Origin of the sequence: Vandammella animalimorsus, from assembly GCF_002288875.1 — a bacterium.
Classification (GTDB): Bacteria; Pseudomonadota; Gammaproteobacteria; order Burkholderiales; family Burkholderiaceae_C; genus Lampropedia; species Lampropedia animalimorsus.
The window spans coordinates 641,175-658,556 of record NZ_NTBH01000001.1; the positions used below are offsets into that span (position 1 = coordinate 641,175).

Annotated in this window: 12 protein-coding genes; 6 read left to right on the forward strand and 6 right to left on the reverse strand. The window is 64.2% G+C overall.

All coding sequences use genetic code 11. The annotated features are described in order from the left end of the window. Nucleotides 1–50: 50 nt before the first annotated feature. The 4 genes from CLI93_RS02705 to CLI93_RS02720 all read left to right on the forward strand — a co-directional run bounded on the left by CLI93_RS02705 (nt 51) and on the right by CLI93_RS02720 (nt 8,674). Nucleotides 51–2,489 (forward strand): penicillin-binding protein 1A, encoded by a 2,439-nt coding sequence (locus CLI93_RS02705; protein WP_095541202.1) that lies wholly within the window; start codon nt 51–53, stop codon nt 2,487–2,489. Nucleotides 2,490–2,806: 317 nt separating this feature from the next. After that, nucleotides 2,807–3,787, forward strand: coding sequence for a tripartite tricarboxylate transporter substrate binding protein (locus CLI93_RS02710; RefSeq protein WP_095541201.1), 981 nt, complete (start codon nt 2,807–2,809; stop codon nt 3,785–3,787). A 324-nt stretch (nt 3,788–4,111) separates the two neighbouring features. Next, nucleotides 4,112–5,911: a PhoH family protein gene (locus tag CLI93_RS02715; protein ID WP_095541200.1), complete on the forward strand. Its 1,800-nt coding sequence runs from the start codon at nt 4,112–4,114 to the stop codon at nt 5,909–5,911. Nucleotides 5,912–6,577: 666 nt separating this feature from the next. Next, a complete protein-coding gene (locus CLI93_RS02720) occupies nt 6,578–8,674 on the forward strand; it encodes a M3 family metallopeptidase (RefSeq protein ID WP_095541199.1) in 2,097 nt (698 codons plus the stop codon). Between the two features lie 320 nt (nt 8,675–8,994). On the opposite strand, the gene nrdR is transcribed toward CLI93_RS02720, so the two are convergent. The 3 genes from nrdR to CLI93_RS15610 form a co-directional block, all read right to left on the reverse strand. Then, nucleotides 8,995–9,444 (reverse strand): transcriptional regulator NrdR, encoded by a 450-nt coding sequence (gene nrdR / locus CLI93_RS02725; RefSeq protein ID WP_095541198.1) that lies wholly within the window; start codon nt 9,442–9,444, stop codon nt 8,995–8,997. 155 nt (nt 9,445–9,599) lie between these two features. Then, on the reverse strand, nt 9,600–10,844 hold the full coding sequence (gene glyA, locus CLI93_RS02730) for a serine hydroxymethyltransferase (protein WP_095541197.1): 1,245 nt from the start codon (nt 10,842–10,844) through the stop codon (nt 9,600–9,602). A 223-nt stretch (nt 10,845–11,067) separates the two neighbouring features. Beyond that, nucleotides 11,068–12,150: a lytic transglycosylase domain-containing protein gene (locus CLI93_RS15610; protein WP_095541196.1), complete on the reverse strand. Its 1,083-nt coding sequence runs from the start codon at nt 12,148–12,150 to the stop codon at nt 11,068–11,070. 622 nt (nt 12,151–12,772) lie between these two features. On the opposite strand from CLI93_RS15610, the gene mnmC2 reads away from it, so the two are divergent. Together mnmC2 and CLI93_RS15070 are read left to right on the forward strand one after the other, a co-directional pair. Next, the gene (mnmC2, locus tag CLI93_RS02740) at nt 12,773–15,010 is read left to right on the forward strand and encodes a tRNA (5-methylaminomethyl-2-thiouridine)(34)-methyltransferase MnmC2 (protein WP_095541195.1); all 2,238 of its coding nucleotides are present in this window, start codon (nt 12,773–12,775) and stop codon (nt 15,008–15,010) included. Further along, the gene (locus tag CLI93_RS15070) at nt 15,004–15,147 is read left to right on the forward strand and encodes a hypothetical protein (RefSeq protein WP_172424189.1); all 144 of its coding nucleotides are present in this window, start codon (nt 15,004–15,006) and stop codon (nt 15,145–15,147) included. Before mnmC2 ends, CLI93_RS15070 begins: the two co-directional genes overlap by 7 nt. Nucleotides 15,148–15,155: 8 nt before the next feature. Here CLI93_RS15070 and rpsT read toward each other — a convergent pair whose 3' ends face one another. From rpsT to CLI93_RS02755, 3 genes are read right to left on the reverse strand one after another with little or no spacing between them, the layout of a single operon-like run. Beyond that, entirely contained in the window at nt 15,156–15,455 is a 300-nt protein-coding gene (rpsT, locus tag CLI93_RS02745) for a 30S ribosomal protein S20 (protein WP_095541194.1), read from the reverse strand. Nucleotides 15,456–15,501: 46 nt separating this feature from the next. After that, nucleotides 15,502–16,311 carry an iron ABC transporter ATP-binding protein gene (locus CLI93_RS02750; RefSeq protein ID WP_095541193.1) on the reverse strand — a complete coding sequence of 270 codons (810 nt, stop codon included), beginning with the start codon at nt 16,309–16,311 and terminating at the stop codon, nt 15,502–15,504. 46 nt (nt 16,312–16,357) lie between these two features. Next, nucleotides 16,358–17,374, reverse strand: coding sequence for an iron chelate uptake ABC transporter family permease subunit (locus tag CLI93_RS02755; protein WP_238946658.1), 1,017 nt, complete (start codon nt 17,372–17,374; stop codon nt 16,358–16,360). Nucleotides 17,375–17,382: the final 8 nt, after the last annotated feature.

The following is a 17,382-nucleotide window of genomic DNA, read 5'->3' on the forward strand; positions in this document are numbered from 1 at the left end:
CCATGCAGACCTTTCTTTGAGCACGCCTGCCAGGCCCAAGACCGTCAAACATGCCCTTGAATTCCTCCCGCGGCGGCAGTGGCCGTCAGCGCGCCTCTGCCAACCCACCCTCCACACAGACCGCCGCACCTGCAGCATCCAAAGAACAGGCCCGTCCCCGGCGCTCTTCGCTGCTTTGGCGTGTACTGGCCTGGCTGGCAGGGCTGGCCATTACAGGCATCGTGGCAGGCATTGCCGTCGTCGTCGTCGTCGTCGCCACCATCTACCCCAAGCTGCCTGACATTTCGGATCTGGCCGACTACCGGCCCAAGCTGCCATTGCGGGTGTATTCCGCCGAAGGCGCACTGATTGGCGAGTTCGGCGAAGAGCGCCGGCGCCTCATGCCCATTGAGGAAATTCCGCAGGTCATGAAGCATGCCATTTTGGCCGCCGAAGATGCGCGCTTCTTCCAGCACAGCGGCGTGGACTACCGCGGCATTGCCCGAGCCGCGTTGGCCAACATCCGCGATCTGCGCAGCCAGGGCGCTTCGACCATCTCCATGCAGGTCGCGCGCAATATGTACTTGTCCTCGGAGCGCACCTTCACCCGCAAGCTCTACGAAGTGCTGCTGACCATGAAGATCGAACACATGCTCTCCAAGAATGAAATCCTGGAGATCTACATGAACCAGATCTTCCTGGGCAACCGCGCCTATGGCTTCTCCGCCGCTTCAGAGACCTACTTCGGCAAGCCCCTGGAAGAAGTCAGCATTGCCGAGGCGGCCATGCTCGCCGGCCTGCCAGTTGCTCCTTCGTTGTACAACCCCATCCGCCGCCCCGAGCGCGCCCGCATCCGCCAGCTGCACATCATCAACCGCATGCTGGAAAACAACTTCATCACCGCCGAGCAGGCCCAGCAGGCGCGCGATGAAAAGCTCCACATCCGCCGCACGATGGACAGCTTCCCCATCCGCGCGGAGTTCGTTGCGGAGATGGTGCGCCAGTCCATGGTCGAGCGCTATGGCGACGAAGCCTACACCCGCGGCCTGAACGTCTATACCACCATCGCGCTCTCCGACCAGGATGCGGCCTATCAGGCGCTGCGCACCGGCATCATGAACTATGAAAAGCGCCAGTACTATCGCGGGCCGGAGAACTTCATCACCTTGCCCGCCGATGCGGCCGAACGCGAGGACGTCATCGACAAGGCCCTCGTGGCCCACCCCGACAATGGCGAGCTGCTCTCTGCCGTGGTATTGAAAGCCTCTCGCCAGAAAGTCACCGTGGCGCGTGCCGACGGCAGCCAGATCGACATCACCGGCGATGGCCTGCGCCCGGTGCAGTCGGGCCTGTCCAGCAAGGCTGCAGCCAATATCCAGATCCGTCCCGGTGCCATCGTGCGCATCATGCAAACCGCCAAGGACGGCTGGGAGATGACGCAACTGCCTGAGGTCGAAGGCGCTTTCGTCGCCATGGATACCCAGACTGGCGCCATCAAGGCCCTGGTCGGCGGGTTTGACTTCAACAAGAACAAATTCAACCATGTGACGCAGGCCTGGCGCCAGCCTGGCTCGGCCTTCAAGCCCTTTATCTACTCGGCCGCGCTGGAAGAGGGCTTCATGCCCGCCACCCTCATTGCCGACACCCCCATGTACTTCCCCCCCTCCAGGGCCGGGGGCAAGGCCTGGGAGCCGCGCAATTACGACCGCAGCTTCAGCGGCCCGATCAGCATGCGCGTGTCGCTGGCCAAATCGCGCAACATCCCCACCGTGCGACTGATCCAGGCCGTCGGCGCCAAAAACGCCCAGCAATGGGCCACCCGCTTCGGCTTCGATGCCAGTCGCATCGTGCCCGTACTGCCCATGGCTCTGGGTGCGGCCGAGGTCACGCCGCTGCAAATGGCCGCCGCCTACACTGTGTTTGCCAACGGCGGCCACCGCGTCGACCCTTGGTTGATCGAGCGCGTGACGGACTATCGCGGTCGCGTCCTCTCGCAAACCACTCCGCCAGCACTTGCCGATATGCCCCAGGCCATTGACCCACGCAATGCCTTCATCACCAGCAGCCTGCTGCAGGAGGTCACCCGCTCGGGTACGGGCGCCAAGGCGCGCGGCATGCTCAAGCGCCCCGACATTTACGGCAAGACTGGCACCACCAACGATGCGCACGATGCCTGGTTTGCTGGCTTTCAGCCCTCCATCAGCGCCGTGGCCTGGATTGGCTACGACAACCCCAGGGACCTGGGCAGCCGCGAGACAGGCGGTGGGCTGGCACTGCCCATCTGGGCACAATTCATGCAGCATGCCCTCAAGGACGTGCCTGTGGCCGAGCTCAAGCCTCCCAAGGGTGTGACCCGCTCTGGCGGCGATTGGGCCTACAGCGAATTCTCGGCCGGCCGCGGCGTTGCCAGCCTGGGCATGGAGACTGTCTACAGCGAAAGCGTCACTGGCGGCTATACCGCCCCGACCAGCCAGGAGCGCGAACAAATCATGGACCTGTTCCGCAATTGAAGACTTGTTCAGAGCCTCGTGACGCCCTGCTGACAACGGGCGTGCATTAGGGTTTGTTGAGATTGAGTGCTGCAGCGGTGTTTTCGATCAAAACCCGCAGCTGGCGCGTTGAAAGCGCTTGCTAAGTGTCCAGGCCCTGTGTGCGTTTTCGCCTTGCATCTGCGGCTTTTTGCCTCAAAAAAACCGATTTGCAAACCCAATCTCAACACCCCTGAACTCGTCAATCAACGGCTCATGCCCTCAATAACCACGCTGTCTCCGACCTTCACGGCCACTTCAAGGAGGTGGCCGTTTCATTTCTTGCCAAGTCAAACTGCATGCCGTTCTTTCACAAACTGTTGTCACTCCCACTTTGCTTCGCTGCCCTCAGCTGCTGGGCGCAGGCGTCTGCAGGGCATGGGCAGCATCCGCCCTCTGCCCAGATTAGCGGCCCGGCCGCCGAGCTGGTCGTGCCCTGGCCGCCTGGCGGGGGCACCGATTCCGTGGCACGGGCTTTCGCCCAGTTGGCGGCCCCCTTCGCACAACAGCCGCCAGCCGTGGTTAACCGGCCAGGTGCCAGCGGCGCCATCGGCTTCCAGTACGCGTTGACGCCCTCCCCCAACAGCAAGCTGGCCATGGTGTCGGCAGAAATCCTGCTGCTGCCGCTGCAGGGCATTGGTCAGGTGCAGCTCGGCCAGTTCGAACCCATCGCCCAGCTGACCAATGACCCGCTGGCCATCACCGTGCGCGCCGATGCGCCATGGCAGTCGATCGAGGAATGGCTGGCCTCCGCGCAATCGGCGCCTGGCCTGACCATCTCCACCGCCGGCGTGGGCACCACGCACCACATGGCCGTCACCTCGCTGGCCCAGGCCACGGGCGCGCAACTGATTAACGTGCCGTACCAGGGCACGGCCCCTGCCGTCATGGGCGTGCTCAGCGGTGAGGTGCATGCCACCATCGCTGCTTATGCAGAGCTGGCCCACTTCGTAGAGGCCGGCAAGCTGCGTACCCTGGCCGTCCTGGCCAAGGAGCGTCTACCCGCCATCGCCCAAGTGCCCACGCTGCGCGAGCGCGGCCACGACCTGCAATGGAGCGTCTGGCGCGGCCTGGCCTTGCCCAGGGGCAGCGCGCCAGAACTCGTCCAGGCCTGGCAAGACGTGGCGCACCGCATCGCCACATCCCCGCAGTTCGCCAGCACACTCAAGGGCCTCTCGATCACGCCCGCCTATCTGGACCGCAAAGCCTTCAGCGCCCGGCTACAGGCTGAGGAACAGGCCTACCGCGCCTTGCTGCCGCACCTGAAACAATCGCAATAACGCCCAGGCCGAGGCGGGCAAAGCCCTGGGCTATGATGGGCGCGCACTTGCCAGAAGGCCTGTTCAAAACATCGGGACGAGTAGGCAAGCAGCGGTTGGGGATGGGCTGCAAGGCGTGCAACGCAGACGGGCCCGATGGCCCAGCAAGGTTTTGCAACGCCGCAACCGCCCCAATCCGCTGGATTGCACACCGTACAGAGTTTTTTTGAACAGGTTCTGAGAGCCTACCCGAGACCGTCCACCGCCCCAGTGCAGGCCATGATGGCTGCACTGCACAGGGCACAAGGCCCCGACTGCCATCTTTTGCTTGACCATCGCACTCCCATGCCACTGCCACCAGCCCCCAAACGCCGCGGCGACAGCGTCCAGGCCACCAGCGCCACGCCGGCTGCCGGCCCCAACCGGAAAAAACTGATCGCCACCAGCGCCAGCGGCGATTTACTGCCCCCCACTGCAACGGCAACCAGCCCTGCTGCCGCAAGCAAGACCCGCCAGTCTTCAGCCTCCACAGCTGCCGCCCCTCAGATCGCCGCAGCCACGCCCCGCCAGCGCGCCGCCAGCCAGAAGAGCAAGGCCACCTTGCCAGCCCAGGCCAGCGCCGCGCCGACAGCGGCACCGGCCAGCATCAACAGCCCGGCCACTGCCAGCAATGCAGCGGCGCTGCCACAACGCAGCAAACGCAGCGCCTCCAAAGCGCGGCGCGGCGGCAAGGGCGAGGCCAATGGCCAGCACACACGCCTGTTCGTGCTCGACACCAATGTGCTCTTGCACGACCCCACTGCGTTGTTCCGCTTTGAAGAGCATGACATCTACCTGCCGCTGGTCGTGCTCGAAGAGCTCGACACCCACAAGCGCGGCGCCACCGAAGTGGCGCGCAATGGCCGCCAGGTCAGCCGCAGCCTGGACGCGCTGGTGTCCATCGCCGGGCAGAACGATCTCAGCGCCGGCCTGCCGCTCGACTCCACAGGGCAAAAGCAGGCGCGCGGCAAGCTGCTGTTCCAGACCACGCTGCTGGAGCAGGAGCTGCCCCAAGCCCTGCCCCAAGGCAAGGCCGACAACCAGATCCTGGGGGTTGTGCACGCCCTGCAAAAACTGCATCCCGAGCGCGAGGTGATCCTCGTCTCCAAGGACATCAACATGCGCGTCAAGGCCCGTGCGCTGGGCATGGCGGCCGAGGACTACCAGAGCGATCGCACACTCGATGACGACGAGTTGCTCTACAGCGGCGCGCTGGCCCTTCCCGAGAACTTCTGGGCGCGCCAGGGCAAAAAACTCGAAAGCTGGCAATCACAGGGCGATACCTTCTACCGCGTGCATGGCCCAGCCGTGCAAAGCATGCTGGTCAACCAGTTCGTCTACTACGAAAAGCCTGGCGAAGCGGGGCTGTACGCCATCGTCGAATCGCTGCAGGGCGACAGCGCCGTGCTACGCACGCTGCGCGACTACACCAGCATCAAGCACAACGTCTGGGGCGTGATGGCGCGCAACCGCGAACAGAACTTCGCGCTCAACCTGCTGATGAACCCGGAGATCGACTTCGTCACCATCACCGGCACGGCCGGCACGGGCAAGACGCTGCTGGCTCTGGCTGCCGGACTGACGCAAGTGCTCGACGAGCGCCGCTACAGCGAAATCATCATGACCCGTGCCACTGTCAACGTGGGCGAGGACATCGGCTTTCTGCCCGGCACCGAGGAAGAAAAAATGGGGCCGTGGATGGGCGCGCTGGACGACAACCTGGAGTTCCTCAGCAAGGGCACAGGCAACCAAAGCGGCGGCGACTGGGGCCGCGCCGTCAGCACCGACCTGATCCGCAGCCGCATCAAAATCAAGAGCATGAACTTCATGCGCGGGCGTACCTTCCTGAACAAATGGGTCATCATCGACGAGGCGCAAAACCTCACGCCCAAGCAGATGAAGACCTTGATCACCCGCGCCGGCCCAGGCAGCAAAATCATCTGCATGGGCAATCTGGCGCAGATCGACACCCCGTACCTGACCGAGGGATCCTCGGGCCTGACCTACGCGGTCGATCGCTTCAAAGGCTGGCCCTACAGCGGCCACATCACGCTGGCGCGCGGTGAACGCTCGCGCCTGGCCGACTTTGCCAGCGAGGTGCTGTAAGGGAAGGCCTGTACGAATCCAGTGGCAAGTTGGGCGCTGCGAACATCCGAAATGGAATGCGAGGCACGAGCCGCAGCAATGGCTCCAGCCATTGTGAAAATGAGCAATGAGGCCCCATCCCGCAGATGCACACGACACTGCGGTTCGTGCAGACTTTTCTTTTTCTTAGAGCCTGTTCAAAATCTCGACGCGAGTGGGCAAGAAGCGGTTTGGGGTGGACTGCAAGGCGCAAAACGCAGCCATAGCTGGGGCTATGGCGAGGCTTTGCGGGCGCAGCAGAGCGCCCAAATCCGCTCTCTTGACCGCCGTGCAAAGATTTTGAACAGGCTCTTAGAGCGTGTCCAAAGGATCTACGCGTAAAAACCCTGACCAGTAACGCATGGTCCGCGTCGTCGCCTGACGCAGCAGGATCTGGGCTACGCCATGCCTGCGCGCCATACCTGGCCGCCATGCCATGCCCAGGTGCGCGCTGCCTTGAAATCCATCCTGCCTCCCCCATCTGCAACGCCACTGGGCATGCCTCGTGCCTGCCCCGTGGCTGCGTTTTTTTGCCCTCCTCTCTTTATTCGCTAACCACTGCCGCCTTGCCCAACCCCTGCCCGGCATGCATCCGAGCCGGGGGCGATGGAGCCAGGCATCGCAGTGTCTTGGCCCACTCTCATTGTCATGACCCCATCCAGCCCCGTCTCTGCCAACACCGCCACGCCGGCCAATCCGCTGCTGGCCATCACCGATTTGCCGGCTTTCGATCAGATCCAACCAGCCCAGGTGCTGCCGGCCATCGAGGCCCTGATCGCCCAGGCCGACGAGGCTTTGGCGCGCGTCACCCAGCCAGACTTCCCTGCCGACTGGCAGGCGCTGGCGCGCGTGCTGGATGTGGCCACCGAGCGCCTGTCCAAGGCCTGGGGTGTGATCGGCCACCTCAGCGGCGTGGCCGATGATGCCCAACTGCGCGCAGCCTACAACCAGGCCTTGCCCATTGTCACCGACTTCTGGACTCGCCTGGGCGCGCACGAAGGCCTGTACGCCAAGTACAAGCAGATCGACCCCGACGGCCTGAACGCCGCGCAGCGCCGCGCGCTGGAGCTGGCGCTGCGCGGCTTCGTGCTCTCCGGCGCTGAGCTGCAGGGCCAGGCGCGCGTGCGCTTTGCACAAATTCAAGAGCGCCTGGCCGCGTTGCAGCAGAAGTTCAGCGAGAACGTGCTCGATGCCACCGACGCCTACCACTACTACGCCAGCGAGGACGAGGTGCGCGGCCTGCCCGAGGACGTGCTGCAAGCCACCGCCGAAGCAGCACGCGCCGATGGCCAGCAGGGTCGCTACAAGCTCACGCTGAAAATGCCCATCTACCTGCCCGTGCTGCAGTACGCCGAGGATCGCGCGCTGCGCGAGCGGCTGTTTCACGCCAACGCCATCCGCGCTTCCGACCTGGCCCCTGCCGAGCAAAGTCATCTGGACAACAGCGCCGTGATGGACGAAATCCTGCAGCTGCGCGATGAAGAGGCCCGCCTGCTGGGCTTTGCCAACTATGCCGAGCTCTCTCTTGCGCCCAAGATGGCCCAATCGCCCGAACAGGTCGTGGCCTTTTTGCGCGACCTGGCCCAACGCGCTCGCCCCTTTGCAGAACGCGACGTGGCCGACTTGCGCGCCTTCGCTCGCGAGCAGCTGGGCCTGGACGACCCCCAGCCCTGGGACTGGACCTACATCTCCGAAAAGCTCAAGCAGACCCGTTACAGCTTCAGCGACCAGGAAGTGCGGCAATACTTCAGCGCCAGCAAGGTGGTCAGCGGGCTGTTCGCCATCATCGAGCGCCTGTTTGGCGTACAGATCAAGGCCGACCAAGCCCCCACCTGGCATCCGGCCGTGCAGTTCTTTCGCATCGAGCGCGACGGCCAGCTGGTGGGCCAGTTCTACCTCGACCAGCCCGCGCGCGCCGGCAAGCGCGGCGGCGCCTGGATGGACGACATGCGCGGGCGCTGGCTGCGCCCGGACAGCGGCGCGCTGCAAACGCCGGTGGCCTACCTGGTGTGCAACTTCGCCGCCGGCAGCGGCGGCCAGGATGCGCTGCTCACGCACGACGACGTCATCACGCTGTTTCACGAGTTCGGCCATGGCCTGCACCATCTGCTGACCCAGGTCGATGAACGCGATGTCTCGGGTATCAGCGGCGTTGAGTGGGATGCCGTGGAGCTGCCCAGCCAGTTCATGGAAAACTTCTGCTGGGAATGGCCCGTACTACAGGGCATGACCGCCCACGCCAAAACGGACGAGCCGCTGCCGCGCGCGCTGTACGACAAGATGCTGGCGGCCAAAAACTTCCAAAGTGGCCTGCTCACGCTGCGCCAGGTGGAATTCGCGCTGTTCGACATGCTGCTGCACCAAAGCGCCCAGCCACAGGTGTTGGAACTGCTGCGCCGCGTGCGCGACGAAGTGGCCGTGCTGCCGCCGGCCCCCTACAGCCGCACGCCGCACGCCTTCTCGCACATCTTTGCTGGCGGCTACGCGGCCGGCTACTACAGCTACAAATGGGCCGAGGTGCTCAGCGCCGACGCCTATGCCGCATTCGAGGAGGAAGCCCTGGCCCCAGGCCAGCCCGATCCGGCCACCGGCCAGCGCTACCTGCACAGCATCCTGGAAGTGGGTGGCAGCCGCCCGGCCATGGAGTCGTTCAAGGCCTTCCGCGGTCGCGAGCCTCAACTCGACGCCCTGCTGCGCCACCAGGGCATGGCAGCCGAGACGGCGCAGGCCTGCACGGCCGAATAAAAGATGCAGCCCGGGCCTTCTGGGCTTGGGCCGCTGTGGCACGGGCGCGGGTTTTTAGGGGTTGTTCAAAATCTCAGCACAGCAGGCAAACGCGTGCATTTGGGCGCCCTGCCACGCCTGCAAAGCCTTGTAACCAACCCATCCCCAACCGCCTCTGGCCCATACGCGCCAAGATTTTGAACAGGCTCTGGGGGTGCTCTGGACATTGCGGGCCGGCCTGGGCCCAAGCCCAACACGCGAGCGGTGCGCCCGCCAAATGGCAGATCCCGCTGCGCTGGGCCGCATCAGGCGCACCTGGCGCATCTGCACGGCAATTGGCACTACTTGCCGGCCTGCTCGATCAGGTGCTTGAAGGCATCCAGATCACCCACACTGCGGTAGACGCTGCCGTAGCGAATGAACGCCACCTTGTCCAGCCGCTGAAGCTCGTGCATCACGGCCTCTCCAATGCGGCGTGATTCCACTTCACGCCCACCCAGACCAATCAAATACAGCTCAATGCGGGCCACGGCATCGTCCACATCCTGCGTCTTGACTGGGCGCTTGCGCAGCGCCAGGTTGATGGAATCGCGCAGCTTCTGGCGCTGGTAATCCACGCGCCGGCCATCGCTCTTGACCACCGTAGGCATGCTCACTTCGGCCCGCTCATAAGTGGTGAAGCGCTTCTCGCAAGCGCCACATTGGCGCCGGCGACGGATGCTGGTGTTGTCATCGGACAGGCGCGTTTCCACCACTTGGGATTCTTCATGTCCGCAAAAAGGGCATTTCATGCTGCTTGGCTGCGTGGGCGCAATCGGTAGAGGTCAAACAGGCCTGCGGCAGATACAAGAACCGCGCCGTGGAGTGCAAATGGCTCCATGGCGCGGCCAAAAATATCTAAGTCAGCGCTGGCTGCCAGGCAATGCCTGGGCATCCAGCAACCGCATCAGCGATAAACAGGGAAGCGATAGGTCAACTCATGCACCTTCTCACGCACCTTGGCAATGTGCTGCGCATCGCTGGGTTTGTCCAGTACATCCGCAATCAGATTGGCGGTGATGAAGGCCTCCTCATCCTTGAAGCCACGCGTGGTCATGGCCGGTGTGCCCACGCGGATACCACTGGTGACCATGGGCTTTTCTGGATCGTTGGGGATGGCGTTCTTGTTGACTGTGATGTGGGCCTCGCCCAGCACGCGCTCGGCTTCCTTACCAGTGATTTGCTTGGCGCGCAGATCCACCAAAGCCAGATGGCTTTGCGTGCGACCACTGACGATGCGCAGGCCGCGCTCGGCCAGCACGTCGCTGAGGATCTTGGCATTGGTCAGCACCTGCTGCTGATAGGTTTTGAAAGCCGGCTGCAGCGCCTCTTGGAATGCCACGGCCTTGGCGGCGATGACGTGCATCAGCGGGCCGCCCTGCAGGCCTGGGAAGACCGCGCTGTTGATGGCTTTTTCATGCTCTTTCTTGCACAGGATGATGCCGCCGCGCGGACCGCGCAGACTCTTGTGCGTGGTGGAGGTCACGACATCGGCATGGGGCACCGGGTTCGGGTACAGGCCAGCGGCGATCAGGCCCGCGTAGTGCGCCATGTCCACCATGAAAATGGCGCCCACGGCCCGTGCGACTTTGGCAAAGCGCTCGAAATCAATGTGCAGGCTGTAGGCCGAGGCGCCGGCAATGATGAGCTTGGGCTTGTGCTCGTGCGCCAGGCGCTCCATGGCGTCGTAGTCGATTTCCTCCTGCTCATTCAGGCCGTAGGAGACGACGTTGAACCATTTACCGCTCATGTTCAGCGGCATGCCATGCGTCAGGTGGCCGCCTTCGGCCAGGCTCAAGCCCATGACAGTATCGCCCGGCTGCAAGAAGGCCAGGAACACGGCTTGGTTGGCCGAGGCCCCGCAGTGCGGCTGCACATTGGCTGCCTCGGCGCCAAAGAGCTTTTTCACACGCGCCAGCGCCAGCTCCTCGGCAATGTCCACGTACTCGCAGCCGCCGTAATAGCGTCGGCCCGGGTAACCCTCGGCGTATTTGTTCGTCAGCTGCGAGCCTTGCGCCCACATCACAGCCGGCGAAGCATAGTTCTCGCTGGCAATCAGTTCGATGTGCTCTTCCTGGCGCTTGTTTTCGGACTGGATGGCGGCGAACAACTCGGGGTCAACCTGTTCAACCAGCAGATCGCGTTGGTACATGATGGTGGTGATCCTTGACTAGGCAAAAAGACTGGAAGCCACGGCCAGACCCACGTCAAAAGGCCTTGACCGAGGACAGCGCGGCAAAGGCGCTAGTGTAATGGAGGGTAAACGCTGTGTTACGGCAAGCGCGTCGCCGCCCTGTTGTGTGCTACCGAGCCGCCTGCACGGTGCGGTCCGATCCACGAAGGCATCGGCGCAGAATTTGCGGGCAGCCGCGCAATCACTGGGCCAGGGCTTGGCTTGCCTGGGGCGCTACATCATCCGGGCCGGAGCGGGCTGCCAGCAACTGTTGCGCCCCCTGCTCTTCCACCAAACGCGCCAACTGCTCCATATGTGCGGCCGATTGCACGGTTTGCGCCTGCGCCGCCAACTGCGCAACCTTCTCTGGCTGTGCAGGTGCAACAGCGCTTTCGACGCCCTTGCGCAACTGCGGCGCAGCAGCTTGCGTCACAGTAGCCACTGTGGGCTGCAGGCCCAGCGGCTGGGCGGTGGGCGCCAGGCCGCGCACGGCCGGCTTTTGCTCAGCCAGGGCCAAATCGGCCTTGCGCTGCAGTTGAGCAGTCTTGAACGAAGCGGGCAACACCTTCGCCGCATTGCGCGTCGCTTCCTTGAGCCGCTCATGCTCGGCCAGCACCTTGCTGGAATAGCCGCCATCGTTGGGCAGCTTGGCCGCGCCGACGTAGCACACCAGGCCGCGCTGCACGCCGCCAAAACGGTCGATGCAGTCTTTGAGGATCAAAGAGCCAACTTGCATGTTGCTCACCGGATCGAAGGCGGCCAGCGTGCCGCCGAAATGCTGGTACTTGTCCTCATGCACGCTCGTCATGACCTGCATCAGCCCTTGCGCGCCCACTGCGCTTTGCGCAAAGGGGTTAAAGCGCGACTCAATGGCCACCACGGAGAGAATCAGGCGCGGGTCCAGGCCGCGCTTTTCACCCAAAGAGTAGGCCTGAGCCACCAGCGCCCCCATGGGCTCGGGAGCGACGCGGTATTTCTTGCTCAGCCAGAAGGCGGCTGCGGCCTGCTCTTCGGACAGATCCAGCAAATCCACGGCCGTGACGCGCTCCAGAGCTTCATGCTCCACATCCAGATCGACTTGCGCCACCTTGCGCTGATAAAGATGGCTGTAGAGCCATTGCTCGCCCCGGTTCAGCAAATCAGGGTGGGTGTAGAACACCAAACCAGCAAATACGGCCACGGCGCCCAGCATGGCCAGGATATTCAGCATCACCGTATGGATGCTTTTGCCCATCCAGCCCAGACCAGCGGCCAAAAGCCGCAGCCAATGCGTCAGCAGAGACATTCGCTTCTCCAACGTGCGGCTGCGCCAATTCAGCCGCCTCAGTGTTTCGACCAGCTGCCGCACATGCTGTGCAACGCCCACAGGGCCATGTTTGCCATGGCCGCGTCATGCGGCTTGCCGGTCTTGGCATTGAACAATGCGAGTTTGCTCCAAGCCGTGTGCCTGCCCCCTGTGCTGCACCTGCCACCGAGGCCCTGGCTGAACAAAAGCCGTTGGGGCCGCAGCGTTGTGCCAACTCATCAGGGATGATGAAGCGTTCAGGGCCACCGTTGCTGCGGTGCTTGTGGCGGGCACTCATCGTTCATGCCTGCCAATCCCTGCGCTTGCCAGCAAACTCCTCGTAGGGCGAACCTGTTTTTGCCTTCAGGTTCTTGTGCGCTGCACAAATATTGCAAAAATGTGGATTTTCTGAATCTGCAAATAGCTGTCAATGGATTGCATCCCTTCCCTCATGTAATTTTGTGTATATAAATTCATGCCAACACAGATGCCCAATCAGCACTTGGCCTTAACTGGCTGATTTGCATGGGCCTTCTGCACCGGGCTCGTCGCGCCGTTTGTAAGCCTGCAACGGCTGCCCGGATGGCATTCCGCCCCACTGTTTTCGCAGCAAAAAAACAACATGTGCAACACCGCGCGCCCTACTTCCCCCCCGGCGGGCAAGGCCTTGCAAGGGTCGGCCCCAGGCTTGCCGCAACCGGAGACAGCCGTACAGTGGTTGGCCGATGGCAGCCCCTATTCGCCACAGTTTGGCGATCGCTATCACAGCCATGCAGGCGGCGGCCTGGCCCAGGCGCAGGGCTGCTTTTTGCAAGGCTGCGGCCTGCCCGAGGCCTGGCGGGGCCAGCGCCAATGGCGCATTCTCGAGACGGGCTTTGGCCTGGGCCTGAACTTTCTCGCCACTTGGCAGGCCTGGCGCGACGATCCCCAGCGTTGTGATCGGCTGCACTTCATCTCCACCGAGGCCTGGCCTGTCTCGGCCCAAGACTTACTCGCCGCTGCACGCAGTCGCTACCCGCAGCTGCTGCCCCTGGCCGAAGAGCTGGCCTTGCAATACCGCGATCTGCACAGTGGCATCCATCGCCTGAGCTTTGAGCAGCAGCGCGTGCATTTGACGCTGGCCATCGGCTCAGCGCACGAATATCTGCGCAGCGAAGGCTGGCAGGCCGACAGCGTGTACCTGGATGGCTTCAGCCCAGCGAAGAATCCGGACATCTGGAGCCCCGCCGCCCTGCGCGCCGTGGCGCGCTGCTGCATCCCCGGCCACACGCAACTGGCCACTTGGTGCGTGGCCAGCCCGGTGCGCCAGGCGCTGGCGCAGTGTGGCTTCAGTGTCCAGCGCGTGCCTGGCATCCCGCCCAAGAAGCACAATCTGCGCGCCCGCTATGCGCCGCCCTGGCCCACCCGGGCGCGCAACGCACCGGCAGCGGCCCAGCACCTGCCCTGGCCTGCGCCGCTGCCTGTGGCCTGGCATTCAGCCACCAAGCCACAGGCCATCGTCATCGGCGCCGGGCTGGCCGGCGCCAGCATGGCCCATGCATTGGCCGAGCGGGGCTGGCGGGTCAATGTACTGGAGCAAGCCGATGCTGCTGCGCAAGGCGCCTCGGGCTTGCCTGTGGGCCTGTTTGCCCCGCACATTTCGCCCGACGATGCGCCACTGTCGCGGCTCAGCCGCGCCGGCCTGCGCAACACACGGCGCCTGGCCGCGCGCCTGCTTCGCCACGGGCAGGACTGGCAAGACAGCGGCGTGCTGGAGCACCGCATCGGCAAACGCCTGGGCCTGCCTGCACATGGCGCCTGCACCACGCCGGGCCAGCCTCCGGCAGAGCAGCCTGCAGTGCCCCACATAGCCAGCCAAGCCTCGCACCCTGCGCTGGCCAGCCAGCGCCTGGCCGCTGGCCTGGACTGGCCCTGCCCCGATGCGGCGCAGGCACCGCAACAAAGCGAGCACCCCGCCGTCTGGCATTCCGAGGCAGGCTGGATTCGCCCCGCCGCACTGGTGCAACGCCTGCTGCAACATCCCCACATCACGCTGCACACAGGCTGCCAGGTACAGGCCATTGCGCCCATCGCACCATCAAGCACCGAACAGCCCCCCAACAAACTTTTCAGCATCCCGGCGCTGCAACGCTGGCAAGTGATGCTCCAAACCGATGCAGCGGGCAGCGACAAGGTCTTGGAAACCGATTGCCTGGTCATCGCCGCCGCTTTCGACAGCCTGGCGCTGGCCCAGCCCTGGGCCAGCGCCCCCCTGCCACTGAACCCTGTGCGCGGTCAGGTCGCCTGGGGCGTCGCGGCAGCCGATGCGCCTGAGCCCGCCTGGCCTGCCTGGCCGGTCAACGGCAAGGGCAGCTTTGTCCATGTCCCTGCGCCCCCCGATTGCAGCGCCCCAGGGCCGATCGCCCACGATGCTCACGCGACCAGCGCTGCGCAAGCACTGCGGCTGTGGGTCAGCGGCGCTACGTTCGAGCGCGAAGCGCCATTGGAGCCGCCCAGCGCTGAGGTCGTGGCCGCAGCCTGGCAACAGAACCGGCAACGCCTGGCGCAGCTCATGCCCGCCATCGGCCCAGCCCTGGCGCAGCATTTGTTTGAGCACAACGCGCAAGGGCCGCAGCGCTGGGGCGCCGTGCGCTGCACCACGCCCGATCGCACGCCCTGCTACGGCCCCGTCAGCCAGCAAGCCCCCAATGTGTTATTGGCAACAGGGCTGGGCGCACGCGGCCTGACGCTGGCCGCGCTGTGCGCGGACATCCTCTGCGCCCTGCTGCACGATGAGCCACTGCCTGTGGCGCGACAGCTCGCCGCCTTGGTACTGAGCAGTCGCTTGCCCATGGCCACCAACGCCGCGAAGACATGCTGACCATGGCCCAGGCAACAAAAAACCGTTTGAAGCGCCAGGGCTTCAAACGGTTTTTGCTTTTGCAAACAGCGCACCCGTTTCAAACGGCAGGCTGGTTCAGTGCCCAGCCTGGGCGGGTGGATGAGAGAGGTTTTTGAGCAGGCTATTAGGCTTCGGCCTTGACCAGAGCCTTGACTTTGGCGCTGAGGCGGCTCTTGTCGCGAGCGGCCTTGTTCTTGTGGAAGATGCCTTTGTCGGCCACGCTGTCGATCACGCTCTGGGCCTTGGCAAAGGCTTCGGTGGCCTTTTCCTTGTCGCCAGCCAGCACGGCCTTTTCAACGTTCTTGACGAAGGTGCGGTATTTGGAGCGCAGCGAGGTGTTGGCTGCGTTGAGCTTGACATTCTGGCGAGCGCGCTTGCGGCCCGATGCCAGGCGGGGGTTTTTCTTGGCGGGTTTGGTTGCCATGGTATATGTCCTTGGTGTTTGGGGATGTTGTTTGCAAAACCGGCGATTATAGCCTCTGCGCAGCCACCTGCTGATCAGCAGCGGCCTGTGCCGGGCGGGCGCGGTAGTACACGCAGATGCGCTGCCCGGCCAACTCGTGCACCTCGATGGGCATTTGGTAGAGCGGCTGCAGCACCTCTGGGCGGATGAGCTCGGCCGGGCTGCCCTGGCAGGCCAGGCGCCCCTGCTTCATGGCGATGATGTGGTCGGCGTAGGTGGAGGCAAAGTTGATGTCGTGCAGCACGATCAGAACGGTCTTGCCATGTTCGTCGGCCAGGGTGCGCAACAGCCCCATCATGGCCACGCCGTGGTGCATGTCCAGGTTGTTCAGCGGCTCATCGAGCAGCACGTAGTCCGTGTCCTGGCACATCACCATGGCCACGAAGGCGCGCTGACGCTGACCGCCAGAGAGCTCATCCAGATAGCGCCCGGCCAACTCGGTGAGCTGCAAATGCGCCAGCGCCTGGTCGATGTGCCGGGCGTCCTCCAGGCTCAGCCGCCCCTTGGAATGCGGAAAGCGGCCAAACGCCACCAAGTCCCGCACCGTCAGGCGCAGCGTCATGGGGTTGTCCTGACGCAGGATGGCCAGCTTGCGCGCCAGTACGTCGCTGGGCGTGCGGGCCACATCCAGGCCGTCGATGCGTACCCGCCCGGCGCTCAGCGGCGCCAGCCGACTGATCAGCGACAGCAGCGTGGACTTGCCCGCGCCATTGGGGCCGATGATGGCCGTCACGCCGCCGCGCGCGATGTTCAAGCTGACGCCATCGACCACGGCCGCCGCGCCATAGTGTTTACTCACTTGCTCCAGTTCGATCATGCGCACTCCCTGCCCCGGCCGACCGGCCCGGGCTCACCCGCCTGCCTCATTGCCCTTTGCTGCGCAGCAGCAGCACCAGAAACACCACGCCGCCCAGCAGCTCGATCACCGTGCTCAGCGCGGCATTGAAGCCCAGGCCATGCTCCAGCAGCAGCTGCCCGCCCAGCAGCGCAATGCAGCCCACCAGCACCGCCGCCGGCAGGCTGTAGCGGTGGCGCATGTCGCCCATGAGCTGATAGGCCAGATTGGCCGCCAGCAGGCCCAAAAATGTCACCGGCCCCACCAGCGCCGTGGAGATGGACACCAAGATGGCAATGCACAGCAGGATCTGCATCACCTGCCGGGGGTAATCCACCCCCAGGCTGATGGCCATGTCGCGCCCCAGCGCAATCACGTCGAAATTGCGCCGCATGCGCCACAGCCACAGCGTCACGCCCAGCAGCACCAGGGCCGCGCTCCACAACAGGTGCGTGGCCATCAAGTTGAAGCTGGCAAAAAAGCGATCCTGCAGGCTGCCGAACTGGTTGGGGTCGATCAACCGCAGCATCAGCCCCGTCAGTGCGCGAAACAACACCCCCATGACCACCCCCACCAGCAGCATCAGGTGCAGGCTGCGCACCGCGCCGGTGAACAGGCTGCGAAACAGCAGCCAGGCCATCAGCACCATGAGCAACGTCTCCGCCGCGAACTTCAGCGTGGGGTTGAAGGCCGAGACCGCCTGCATGCCGAAGGCGTAGGCCAGCGCCGTTTGCAGCAGCAGGTACAGGGCGTCAAAGCCCATGATGGCCGGCGTGAGGATGCGGTTGTGCGTGATGCTGTGAAACAGCACGGTAGACACCCCCACGGCATAGGCCACCATCGCCATGGCCGCCAGCTTTGCGCCACGGTGCTGCAGCGCAAAGGCCCAGTCGGTCTGCACGCCATAGGTCAGAAACAGGCCGGCGCAGGCCAGGGCCAGCCACAGCAAGGCCAACAGCCGCTGACCCGGAGGCAGCGCCAGCCTGCGGTCTGCCCTGGGCGGCGGCGGCTTGGCCCCAGCCATGGTCGATGTTTGCTGCGCCATCTCGCCAC